Annotated in this window: 10 protein-coding genes and 1 riboswitch; of the genes, 9 read left to right on the top strand and 1 reads right to left on the bottom strand. The window is 69.2% G+C overall.

Translation table 11 applies throughout. The annotated features are described in order from the left end of the window. The 3 genes from ACIRFL_RS11340 to ACIRFL_RS11330 form a co-directional block, all read left to right on the top strand. Window positions 1-765, top strand: a 765-nt coding sequence (locus ACIRFL_RS11340; RefSeq protein WP_404026585.1) for a cbb3-type cytochrome c oxidase subunit I, incomplete at its 5' end; no start/stop codon positions are given. Next, window positions 762-1,160: a cytochrome c oxidase subunit 4 gene (locus ACIRFL_RS11335; RefSeq protein WP_404026583.1), complete on the top strand. Its 399-nt coding sequence runs from the start codon at window positions 762-764 to the stop codon at window positions 1,158-1,160. The genes ACIRFL_RS11340 and ACIRFL_RS11335, both read left to right, overlap by 4 nt. 132 nt (window positions 1,161-1,292) lie before the next feature. Next, window positions 1,293-2,564 (top strand): Ig-like domain-containing protein, encoded by a 1,272-nt coding sequence (locus ACIRFL_RS11330; protein ID WP_404026580.1) that lies wholly within the window; start codon window positions 1,293-1,295, stop codon window positions 2,562-2,564. Between the two features lie 626 nt (window positions 2,565-3,190). On the opposite strand, the gene ACIRFL_RS11325 is transcribed toward ACIRFL_RS11330, so the two are convergent. Beyond that, a complete protein-coding gene (locus ACIRFL_RS11325; RefSeq protein ID WP_404026578.1) occupies window positions 3,191-3,592 on the bottom strand; it encodes a hypothetical protein in 402 nt (133 codons plus the stop codon). 145 nt (window positions 3,593-3,737) lie between these two features. On the opposite strand from ACIRFL_RS11325, the gene ACIRFL_RS11320 reads away from it, so the two are divergent. From ACIRFL_RS11320 to ACIRFL_RS11295, 6 genes are all read left to right on the top strand, one after another. Beyond that, window positions 3,738-4,358, top strand: a complete 621-nt coding sequence (locus ACIRFL_RS11320) for a heme-copper oxidase subunit III (RefSeq protein ID WP_388715269.1) — start codon at window positions 3,738-3,740, stop codon at window positions 4,356-4,358. A gap of 75 nt (window positions 4,359-4,433) precedes the next feature. After that, window positions 4,434-5,246 carry a c-type cytochrome gene (locus ACIRFL_RS11315; protein WP_404026576.1) on the top strand — a complete coding sequence of 271 codons (813 nt, stop codon included), beginning with the start codon at window positions 4,434-4,436 and terminating at the stop codon, window positions 5,244-5,246. Next, the gene (locus tag ACIRFL_RS11310; protein ID WP_404026574.1) at window positions 5,243-6,292 is read left to right on the top strand and encodes a Rieske 2Fe-2S domain-containing protein; all 1,050 of its coding nucleotides are present in this window, start codon (window positions 5,243-5,245) and stop codon (window positions 6,290-6,292) included. The genes ACIRFL_RS11315 and ACIRFL_RS11310 overlap by 4 nt, the downstream gene beginning before the upstream one ends. Beyond that, window positions 6,289-7,926 (top strand): cytochrome bc complex cytochrome b subunit, encoded by a 1,638-nt coding sequence (locus ACIRFL_RS11305; RefSeq protein WP_404026572.1) that lies wholly within the window; start codon window positions 6,289-6,291, stop codon window positions 7,924-7,926. The genes ACIRFL_RS11310 and ACIRFL_RS11305 overlap by 4 nt, the downstream gene beginning before the upstream one ends. A gap of 135 nt (window positions 7,927-8,061) precedes the next feature. After that, window positions 8,062-9,126, top strand: a complete 1,065-nt coding sequence (gene trpD, locus ACIRFL_RS11300) for an anthranilate phosphoribosyltransferase (RefSeq protein WP_404026569.1) — start codon at window positions 8,062-8,064, stop codon at window positions 9,124-9,126. Window positions 9,127-9,214: 88 nt separating this feature from the next. After that, a riboswitch (SAM riboswitch) is annotated at window positions 9,215-9,331 on the top strand. 193 nt (window positions 9,332-9,524) lie between these two features. Next, the gene (locus tag ACIRFL_RS11295) at window positions 9,525-10,886 is read left to right on the top strand and encodes an aminotransferase class V-fold PLP-dependent enzyme (RefSeq protein ID WP_404026566.1); all 1,362 of its coding nucleotides are present in this window, start codon (window positions 9,525-9,527) and stop codon (window positions 10,884-10,886) included. Window positions 10,887-11,097: the final 211 nt, after the last annotated feature.

Raw genomic sequence — 11,097 nt, 5'->3', positions numbered from 1 at the left:
GTGCTACTGCCGTTCTTCTCCTTCATGACCTTCCTGATCGCGGTACCGACCGGGGTGAAGTTCTTCAACTGGATCGGCACCATGTGGAAGGGCTCGCTGTCCTTCGAGACACCGATGCTCTGGGCGACCGGCTTCCTGATCACCTTCACCTTCGGTGGTCTGACCGGTGTCATCCTGGCGTCGCCGCCGATGGACTTCCACGTCTCCGACTCGTACTTCGTGGTGGCCCACTTCCACTACGTCGTCTTCGGCACCGTGGTCTTCGCGATGTTCTCCGGCTTCCACTTCTGGTGGCCGAAGTGGACCGGCAAGATGCTGGACGAACGCCTCGGCAAGATCACCTTCTGGACGCTGTTCATCGGCTTCCACGGCACCTTCCTGGTGCAGCACTGGCTGGGCGCCGAGGGCATGCCGCGCCGGTACGCCGACTATCTGGCGGCCGACGGCTTCACCGCGCTGAACACGGTCTCCACGATCTCGTCGTTCCTGCTGGGTCTGTCGATCCTGCCGTTCCTGTACAACGTGTGGAAGACGGCCAAGTACGGCAAGAAGGTCGAGGTCGACGACCCGTGGGGCTACGGCCGTTCGCTGGAGTGGGCGACCTCCTGCCCGCCGCCGCGGCACAACTTCCTCACCCTGCCGCGGATCCGCAGCGAATCCCCGGCGTTCGACCTGCACCATCCTGAGATCGCGGCCCTCGAGCAGCTGGAGTACGCCGGTCACGGCAGCAGCGCCATCGCGGGCGGCAAGGAGGCCGGCAAGTGAAGATCCAGGGCCATTTGTTCATGTGGCTGAGTGTCTTCGTGCTCGCCGTGGCGGTCGTCTACGGCGTGTGGTCGAAGGAGCCGGCCGGTACCACGGCGCTCTTCCTGGCCTTCGGCCTGTGCATCATGGTCGGCTTCTACCTGGGCTTCACCGCCCGGCGGGTCGACGTGGGCGCCCAGGACGACAAGGAGGCCGACGTCGCGGACGACGCGGGCGAGCTGGGCTTCTTCAGCCCGCACAGCTGGCAGCCGCTCGCCCTCGGCATCGGCGGCGCGCTGGCCTTCCTCGGGATTGCGGTCGGCTGGTGGCTGCTGTACTTCTCGCTGCCGATCATCCTGATCGGCCTGTTCGGCTGGGTCTTCGAGTACTACCACGGTGAGAACCGCACCCAGTAGGACACAGCGGACACGCACGGGAGCCCGGTCCCCGCAAGGGGGCCGGGCTCCCGTCGTCATTGTTCCGGGGGACATTCACCCGTACGGCTCACCCAGCGCGCCAGTGTTGACGAGGCTTCCTAGCGTGAGGTCATGAGCCAGACTGCGTTCCCCCGAGCCCGCATCCGCACCGTCGTCGGCTGCACGCTGCTGGTGACCGCCCTCGGTACCGGCGCCGTCTCCTGCGGTTCGCACGGCGACGACCCCCTGGCGGCCAAGCCGTACGACGCGGCGGGCCAGATCTCCTTCAACACTCCCAAGGACGCCGGGAAGAAGGCCGACCCGGACAAGCCCCTTGAGGTGACCGCCAAGAGCGGAGAGGGGCGCATCACGGACGTCACGGCCGTGGACGCGACAGGACGCTATGTGGCGGGCGAACTCGCGGCCGACGGCAGCCGCTGGCACAGCACCTCCCCGCTCGCCGCCGACGCCCACTACACGGTGCGGGTCAGCACGGAGAACGCGGACGGGGCGCCCGGCCGCAAGACCCTCACCTTCGACACCAGCCGGCCCACCACCAAGAAGACCCTCGACGTCACCTTCGGCCCCGAGGCGGGTGAGTACGGCGTCGGCCAGCCCATCACGGCCGAGCTGAACGAGCCCGTCAAGGACAAGGCGCAGCGCGCCATCGTGGAGAACGCCCTTCGAGTCGAGTCCACGCCTGCCGTGAAGGGCTCCTGGTACTGGGTGGACGACAAGCAGCTGCACTACCGTCCCGAGGACTACTGGCCCGCCCACGCCACCATCCAGGTGCACAGCAACCTGGAGGGCATCCGGATCGACGACCGGCTGCGGGGCGGCAAGGCGAAGCCGCTGAAGATCACCACGGGGGACCGGGTCGAGGCCCTCACGGACGCCGCCACGCACACGCTGACGGTGTACAAGAACGGCCAGGAGATCAACCAGATCCCGGTCACCACCGGCAAGCCCGGCTTCGAGACACGCAACGGTGTCAAGGTGGTGCTGGAGAAGGAGTACTTCGTACGGATGCGCGGCACCACCGTGGGAATCGCCGAGGGCACCTCGGACTCCTACGACCTTCCGGTGTACTACGCGACCCGGGTCACCTGGTCCGGCGAGTACGTCCACGCCGCCCCCTGGTCCGTTGGCTCCCAGGGCGCCGCCAACGTCAGCCACGGCTGCACCGGCATGAGCACCGGCAACGCCAAGTGGTTCTACGACACCGTCCGCCCCGGCGACATCGTCAAGGTCATCAACTCCAACGGTGACCAGATGGAACCGTTCGACAACGGCTACGGCGACTGGAACATCGACTGGACCAAGTGGCGCACAGGCAGCGCCCTGGCCTCCGGCCCCAACACCCCCCACCAAACCACCCCCCGCCTGGACCCCAAGCCCCTGTAACCCCCACCACCCCCGCACCCCAAAGCACCACGGGGCTGCACCAACCTGCGGCTCCGCCACCGAGGCTTACTCACGGTGGTTCGCCCCGGAAGGACCGCGAGACTGCATCAATGTGCGGCCCCGCCGCGCGGCCGCGCCCAGCCACAACACAGCCGGGGCTTACTCACGGTGGTTCGCCCCAAAGGGGCGCGGGGAACTGCGCGACGAGCCACAACGCACCCGCACCCGCCAGACGACGCGCAGGCCCCCTGGCGGGGGTGCAACGGCACCCGTCGGGGCTGTATCGATATGCGGCTCGGCCGCGCGGGCGCGCCGAGCCACAACGCAGCCGAGGTTTGCCAACGGTCGTTCGCCCCCGAAGGGGCGCGGGGAACTGCGCGACGAGCCACGACGCACCCGCACCCGCCAGACGACGCGCAGCCCCCCGACAGGGGAGCGCAACGGCACCCGCCGACAGGCGCAAGCGCCCCCGAAGGGGCGCGGGGCTGTGTCAATGTGCGGCTTCGCCGCGCGGGCGCGCTCAGCCACGACGTAGCCGCACCCGCCAGACGACGCGCAGCCCCCCGGCCGGGGACCGCCGGCATGGGGTCACGACGGCAGCCGACCCCCGGACGGCGCATCCGCCCTTACAGCGGAGCGAGCCGCTTCGACCGCAGCAAAGAGGCCAGCGCCGACGCGAACTCCACCGGCTCCACCGGCAGGGTCACCGCGGCGTCGGCCCGGCTCCAGGTGGCCAGCCACGCGTCCTGGGGCCGCCCCATCAGCAACAGCACCGGCGGGCAGTGGAACACCTCGTCCTTGATCTGCCGGCAGACCCCCATGCCCCCCATCGGCACGGCCTCACCGTCCAGCACGCAGACATCGATCCCACCGCGGTCCAGCTCGCGCAGGACGGCGGCCGGAGTAGCGCATTCCACGAACTCGACCAGCGGCACATCGGGGGCGGGCCGCCGCCCGGTGGCCATCCGTACCTGCTCGCGGGTGTTGGAGTCGTCGCTGTAGACCAGCACCGTGGCGGTCGGCTGCATTGTTCCTCCGAGACGTCGGCGTCGTGCGGACAGGGCCGTTGGGCCGGATGCTACTCCCATGAACACCACGTCAACACCGGTATGACAGGGGCGGACACTCCGAACGGCACCCCCGGGAGTGAGCGCGGGATAAGCGACCGACATAATGTCGGGCGTGGCGACAGCAACGACAGTAGAAACCGGGCACGCGCACCCGTCGGTCAACCGGCCGAACCTCACCAGCGTCGGAACCATCATCTGGCTGAGTTCCGAGCTGATGTTCTTCGCGGCCCTCTTCGCGATGTACTTCACCCTGCGATCGGTGACGGGACCGACCCACTGGAAGTCGATGGCGCACGCCCTCAACGTGCCCTTCTCGGCGACGAACACCACGATCCTGGTGCTCTCCTCGCTCACCTGCCAGCTCGGCGTGTTCGCCGCCGAGCGCGGTGACGTGAAGAAGCTCCGTGGCTGGTTCATCGTCACCTTCATCATGGGTGCGATCTTCATCGGCGGTCAGATCTACGAGTACACGGAGCTGGTGAAGAAGGACGGCATCTCGCTGTCCTCCGACCCGTACGGTTCCGTGTTCTACCTGACCACCGGCTTCCACGGCCTGCACGTGACGGGCGGTCTCATCGCCTTCCTGCTGGTCCTCGGCCGCACCTACGCGGCGAAGAGGTTCACGCACGAGCAGGCGACCGCCGCCATCGTCGTGTCCTACTACTGGCACTTCGTCGATGTCGTCTGGATCGGCCTCTTCGCCACGATCTACCTGATCAAGTAAGTCGGCGCGCCGGACGACGGCCACCGATCCACCACAGAAGCATCGACGCAGAAGATCCTGACACCGGGGTAATCCGTGAAAAAGCTCTCCGCACGACGACGCCATCCGCTGGCGGCGGTCGTCGTCCTACTCTTCGCGCTGGCGGCCACCGGGGGGCTGTACGCCGCGTTCGCGCCTGCGAGCAAGGCGCAGGCCGACACGACCGCCCAGTCCCTGACCATCGAGGAGGGCAAGAAGCTCTACTCGGTCGGCTGCGCCAGCTGCCACGGCACCGGTGGCCAGGGCTCCTCCGACGGGCCGAGTCTCGTGGGTGTGGGCGCCGCGGCCGTGGACTTCCAGGTGGCCACCGGCCGGATGCCGGCCGCGACCTCCCAGGGCGCCCAGGTCCCGAAGAAGAAGAACATCTACACGCAGGCCCAGATCGACCAGCTCGCGGCGTACATCGCCTCGCTGGGCGCCGGTCCCGAGGTGCCGACGAAGGCGCAGTACGGCCCGGAGGGCGCGGACATCGCCAAGGGCGGTGATCTGTTCCGTACCAACTGCGCGCAGTGCCACAACTTCACCGGCAAGGGCGGGGCGCTGACCAAGGGCAAGTTCGCGCCGAACCTCGAAGGCGTCGACCCGAAGCACATCTACGAGGCCATGCAGACCGGCCCGCAGAACATGCCCTCCTTCCCCGACACCACGCTGTCGGAGAAGAACAAGAAGGACATCATCGCGTACCTGAACGCGGTCAACAGCAGCGACACCGAGAACCCCGGTGGCCTGTCCCTGGGCGGTCTCGGACCGGTCAGCGAGGGCCTGTTCGCGTGGATCTTCGGACTGGGCGCACTGGTCGCGGTCGCCGTCTGGGTCGCCGCTCGGACCGCAAAGGCCAAGAGGTCATGAGTAGCCAAGACATTCCAGAAGAGAACCTGCCCGCCGAGCAGGCCGGCGCGCTGAGCGTCGCGGACGAGAAGGACCCGTTCGCCGACCCGGGGCTGCCGCCGCACGAGCACCGCATCCAGGACATCGACGAGCGGGCCGCCAAGCGGTCCGAGCGGGCCGTCGCCCTGCTGTTCACGGTGTCGATGCTGGCCACCGTCGGCTTCATCGCCTCGTACGTGGCGATCCCGCACGACAAGTCGATCTTCGTCTTCCCGATCGGTCACGTCAGCGCGCTCAACTTCGCGCTCGGTCTGACGCTCGGCGCGGCGCTGTTCTGCATCGGCGCGGGCGCGGTCCACTGGGCCCGCACCCTGATGTCCGACGCGGAGATCGCCGACGATCGGCACCCGATCGAGGCGTCCCCCGAGGTCCGCACCAAGGTGCACGAGGACTTCAAGCAGGGCGCCAAGGAGTCCGCGCTCGGCCGCCGCAAGCTGATCCGCAACACGATGTTCGGCGCGCTCACCCTGGTGCCGCTCTCCGGTGTCGTGCTGCTGCGCGATCTCGGGCCGCTGCCCGAGAGCAAGCTGCGCCACACGATGTGGAAGAACGGCACGCTGCTCGTCAACATGAACACCAACGAGCCGCTGCGCCCCTCTGACGTCGCCGTGGGCTCGTTGACCTTCGCCAAGCCCGAGGGCCTGGAGGAGCACGACGAGAACTTCCAGAACGAGATCGCCAAGGCCGCCCTGATGATCGTCCGGATCCAGCCGGACAACATCAAGGACAAGCGCGAGCTCGAGTGGTCGCACGAGGGCATCGTGGCCTACTCGAAGATCTGCACCCACGTCGGCTGCCCGATCTCGCTGTACGAGCAGCAGACGCACCACGTGCTCTGCCCGTGCCATCAGTCCACCTTCGACCTCTCCGACGGTGCCCGAGTGATCTTCGGCCCCGCCGGTCACGCCCTGCCGCAGCTGCGCATCGGCGTGAGCGACGAGGGTTACCTCCAGGCGCTCGGCGACTTCGCGGAGCCCGTCGGTCCTGCTTTCTGGGAGCGCGGATGAGCACTGCATCGAACCAAGAGTCCCGCTCTCGCGGGAAGGCACCGGCCGGCGAACGCGTCGCCGACTGGGCCGACGGCCGGCTGGGGATCTACTCCCTGGCCAAGGCCAACATGCGCAAGATCTTCCCCGACCACTGGTCGTTCATGTTGGGCGAGGTCTGCCTGTACAGCTTCATCATCATCATCCTCACGGGTGTGTATCTGACGCTGTTCTTCCACCCGTCGATGAACGAGGTGGAGTACCACGGCTCGTACGTCCCGCTGCAGGGGCAGCTGATGTCCGAGGCGTTCAGCTCGACCCTGCACATCTCCTTCGACGTGCGCGGTGGTCTGCTGGTCCGGCAGATCCACCACTGGGCCGCGCTGATCTTCCTCGCCGGCATGTTCGTGCACATGATGCGCGTGTTCTTCACCGGCGCGTTCCGCAAGCCGCGTGAGATCAACTGGCTGTTCGGCTTCCTGCTGTTCGTCCTCGGCATGTTCACCGGTTTCACCGGTTACTCGCTCCCGGACGACCTGCTCTCCGGCACCGGTGTCCGCTTCATGGAGGGCGCGATCCTGTCCGTGCCGATCGTCGGCACGTACCTGTCGTTCTTCCTCTTCGGCGGCGAGTTCCCCGGCCATGACTTCGTGGCCCGGTTCTACTCGGTCCACATCCTGCTGCTGCCGGGCATCATGCTCGGCCTGGTGGTGGGCCACCTGATCCTGGTCTTCTACCACAAGCACACGCAGTTCGCGGGCCCCGGGAAGTCCGAGAAGAACGTCGTCGGCATGCCGCTGCTGCCGGTCTACATGGCCAAGGCCGGAGGCTTCTTCTTCCTGGTCTTCGGTGTCATCGCGGCCATCGCGGCCGTCGCGCAGATCAACCCGATCTGGGCCATCGGCCCCTACCGCGCGGACCAGGTGTCCACCGGCGCCCAGCCCGACTGGTACATGGGCTTCGCCGAGGGTCTGATCCGCTTCATGCCGGGCTGGGAGATCAACCTCTGGGGTCACACGCTCGTCCTGGGCGTCTTCATCCCGCTGGTCGTCTTCCCGCTGGTCCTGGCGGCGATCGCGGTCTACCCGTTCATCGAGTCCTGGATCACCGGCGACAAGCGCGAGCACCACATCCTGGACCGCCCGCGCAACGCCCCCACCCGGACCGCGTTCGGTGTCGCCTGGATCACCGTCTACATGATCACCCTGGTCGGCGGCGGCAACGACCTGTGGGCCACACACCTGCACCTGTCGATCAACGCCGTCACCTGGTTCGTCCGGATCTTCTTCTTCGTCGGACCGGTCATCGCGTTCATCGCCACCAAGCGGATCTGCCTCGGCCTGCAGCGCCGGGACCGCGAGAAGGTGCTGCACGGCCGCGAGACCGGCATCATCAAGCGTCTGCCGCACGGTGAGTTCATCGAGGTCCATGAGCCGCTCAGCCAGGAGCAGCTGCACACCCTCACGGCCCACCACCAGTACGAGCCGGCCCAGGTCGGCCCGACGGTCGACGAGAACGGTGTCGAGCGGAAGGTGAAGGGGTCCGAGAAGCTGCGCGCCAAGCTCAGCGACGCCTACTACGGCGAGGACGCCCAGATCCCGAAGCCCACCGTCGAGGAGTACAAGGAGATCACGAGCGGCCACGGCCACCACTGATCGCTGCGCACGCCACGCCACGCGCGAGGGGCCCCGTCCGGTGTTCGGACGGGGCCCCTCGTGCATCCGCCGGATGGATAGGGTGGAGCCGATCCGAAATTGACGACGACCGACGACCGACGACCGGAGCGGCTGATGAGCGCTGTGACCCCCGCTGGAGGCGACACCGCGGCGGGCCGTTCCTGGCCCGACCTGCTGAGCGCGCTGCTCGGCGGCCAGGACCTGAGCGCCGGTGACACGGCCTGGGCCATGGACCGCATCATGTCCGGCGAGGCCGCGGACGCCCAGGTCGCCGGCTTCCTGGTGGCGCTGCGGGCCAAGGGCGAGACGGTCGAGGAGATCACCGGCCTGGTCGAGGCGATGTACCAGCACGCCAAGCCGCTGCACATCCCCGGTCCGGCCGTCGACATCGTCGGTACGGGCGGCGACCGGGCCAAGACGGTCAACATCTCCACGATGTCCGCCATCGTGCTCGCCGGGGCCGGCGCGAAGGTCGTCAAGCACGGCAACCGGGCCTCCTCCTCGGCGAGCGGATCCTCCGATGTGCTGGAACAGCTCGGCATCAACCTGGATCTGACGCCGGAACGGGTCGCGCGGGTGGTCGAGGAGGCCGGAATCACCTTCTGCTTCGCGGCCACCTTCCACCCCTCGATGCGGTTCGTCGGCGCCGTCCGCCGGGACCTCGGGATTCCGACCTCGTTCAACCTCCTCGGGCCGCTCACCAACCCGGCCCGGGTCACCGCCTCCGCGATCGGCTGCTTCGACACCCGGATGGCGGGGCTCATCGCCGGGGTGCTGGCCGAACGCGGCTCCTCCGCGCTGGTCTTCCGCGGGGACGACGGCCTGGACGAGCTGACGACCACCGCCACCTCCCGGGTCTGGGTGGTGCGCGACGGCAAGGTCACCGAGGACGTCTTCGACCCGCGCGAGGTCGGCCTCGACCTGGTCCCCGTGTCGGCGCTGCGCGGCGCCGACCCCGCCTACAACGCCGGGGTGGCCAGGCGGCTGCTGGACGGCGAGACGGGCCCGGTGCGGGACGCGGTGCTGCTGAACTCGGCGGCGGCCCTGGTCGCCCTGGAGCCGGGGAGCGGGCCGCTGGCCGACCAGATCCGGGACGGCATGGCGAAGGCCGCCGAGTCGATCGACTCCGGCGCGGCCCGCCGAACGCTCGCACGCTGGGCCGCCGCCAGCCACGCGTGAGGCCCCGTACGGCGATGTGACGCAGGGCGCGGTCCAGGATCCGGACCGCGCCTTGCGCATCGATGATCGTGTGGCAGGATATCCGTCAGGTCATGAGCGACAGTCATTCGGCCCCGGCCGACTGTCCGGCAACCCTCCGTCCGTGGCGGGGTGCCCCGGGTGAAGACCAGGCCGTAGGCAGCGAGGTCTGCGGCAAGCGCGGACCCCTCGCACTCTGCTGAGTGACAAGCCCAGGGGTCCTGGTCGTCGAGGGAGCCTCTCGTGAGCAAGCGAATGCGATAGGGCCGCAGAGCCCCGCCTCCGCATACCCCTTTCTTCCTCCCCACGCCGAGCCCTGCCCGATGCCGCAGGTGTGCCCTCGCGTGGTGAATTCCGCCTGCTTTCACGGGAGTTGTGCCATGTCCGTCTCCACCGCTGCCTCCGACCAGTCCGTCCGCGCCCCGCTGCCCGTCCTCGGCCGTGATGTCACCGTGCCGCTCGTCACCGGCGGCGAGGTCACCTACGCCGCGCTCGACTACGCGGCCAGCGCCCCCGCCCTCCAGCGCGTCTGGGACGACGTGGCCGCCTACGCGCCCTACTACGGCAGCGTGCACCGCGGCGCCGGCTACCTCTCGCAGCTGTCCACCGACCTGTTCGAGAACGCCCGCGCGACCGTCGCCGAGTTCCTGGACTGCCGCCCCGACGACCAGCTGATCTTCACCCGCTCCACCACCGACTCGCTCAACCTGCTGGCGGCCGTGCTCCCGGCCGGCTGTCAGGTCTTCGTCTTCGAGACCGAGCACCACGCCTCGCTGCTGCCCTGGAAGGACGCCGAGGTCAGCTATCTCGACGCACCGCGCACCCCGGCGCAGGCCGTCGCGACCCTTGAGGCGGCGCTGGCCGGCCGTGACGGGCACGGTCCGGCCCTGGTCTGTGTCACCGGCGCCTCCAACGTCACCGGGGAGCTGTGGCCGGTGCGCGAGCTGGCCGCCGCCGCGCATGCGCACGGCGCCCGGATCGTCCTCGACGCCGCCCAGCTCGCCCCGCACCACCCGGTGTCGGTGCGGGACCTCGACGTCGACTGGGTCGCCTTCTCCGGGCACAAGCTGTACGCGCCGTTCGGGACCGGCGTGCTCGCCGGACGCGCCGACTGGCTGCGTGCGGCCGAGCCGTACCTCGCGGGCGGCGGGGCGAGCCGTACGGTCACCCGGCGGGCGGACGGGGGCGTGGCCGTGGAGTGGCACGAGACGGCTGCCCGTCATGAGGCCGGCTCGCCGAACGTGATCGGCGCCTACGCCGTCGCCTCCGCCTGCAAGGCCCTCACGGAGGCCGGCTTCGACACCCTGGTCGCCCGCGAGCGGCACCTGATCGAGAAGGTCCGCGCGGGCCTGGCCGAGGTCCCCGAGGTGCGCGTCCTGTCCCTCTTCGGCGACGACGCCCCCCGGGTGGGCGTGCTCTCCTTCGTGGTCGAGGGCTGGAACAGCTCCCACTTCGCGGCGGCGCTCTCCGCCGAGTACGGCATCGGCGTCCGCGATGGGCTCTTCTGCGCCCACCCCCTCGTCCGCACCCTCCTGGGCGGCGACCCGCAGTCCCAGGGCGAGTGCGGCGCCCCGGAGGCCGCGCCCGGCGAGAAGTCCCTCAACGCGATCCGCGTCAGCTTCGGCGCGGGCACCCCCGACGAACACGTCGACCGCTTCGTGACCGCAGTGAAGAAACTGGTCCGCGACGGCGCGCAGTGGCACTACCACACCGAAAACGGCCGCTGCGTCCCCACAACCTGACCCCCGACGAGCCCATAAGACGCCCCCGGGAGGGGGCGCGGGGAACTGCGCGACAAGCCACGATGGCGCCGCGGTCGAGGGACGGCGGTTGCCCCCGGAGGGGGCGCGGGGAACTGCGCGACAAGCCACGATGGCGCCGCGGTCGAGGGACGGCGGTTGCCCCCGGAGGGGGCGCGGGGAACGGCGCGACAAGCCACGATGGCGCCGCGGT

Source organism: Streptomyces sp. NPDC102462 (assembly GCF_044765425.1).
Lineage (GTDB): Bacteria > Actinomycetota > Actinomycetes > Streptomycetales > Streptomycetaceae > Streptomyces.
The sequence above is the reverse complement of the archived record's forward strand: the minus strand, read 5'-3'. Positions and strand labels throughout refer to the sequence as shown.

Coding starts and splice junctions, on each gene's coding strand:
- ACIRFL_RS11330 (WP_404026580.1), top strand. CDS start 1,293: ATGAGCCAGACTGCGTTCCCCCGAGCCCGCATCCGCACCGTCGTCGGC.
- ACIRFL_RS11325 (WP_404026578.1), bottom strand. CDS start 3,592: ATGCAGCCGACCGCCACGGTGCTGGTCTACAGCGACGACTCCAACACC.
- ACIRFL_RS11320 (WP_388715269.1), top strand. CDS start 3,738: ATGTCGGGCGTGGCGACAGCAACGACAGTAGAAACCGGGCACGCGCAC.
- ACIRFL_RS11310 (WP_404026574.1), top strand. CDS start 5,243: ATGAGTAGCCAAGACATTCCAGAAGAGAACCTGCCCGCCGAGCAGGCC.
- ACIRFL_RS11305 (WP_404026572.1), top strand. CDS start 6,289: ATGAGCACTGCATCGAACCAAGAGTCCCGCTCTCGCGGGAAGGCACCG.
- trpD (WP_404026569.1), top strand. CDS start 8,062: ATGAGCGCTGTGACCCCCGCTGGAGGCGACACCGCGGCGGGCCGTTCC.
- ACIRFL_RS11295 (WP_404026566.1), top strand. CDS start 9,525: ATGTCCGTCTCCACCGCTGCCTCCGACCAGTCCGTCCGCGCCCCGCTG.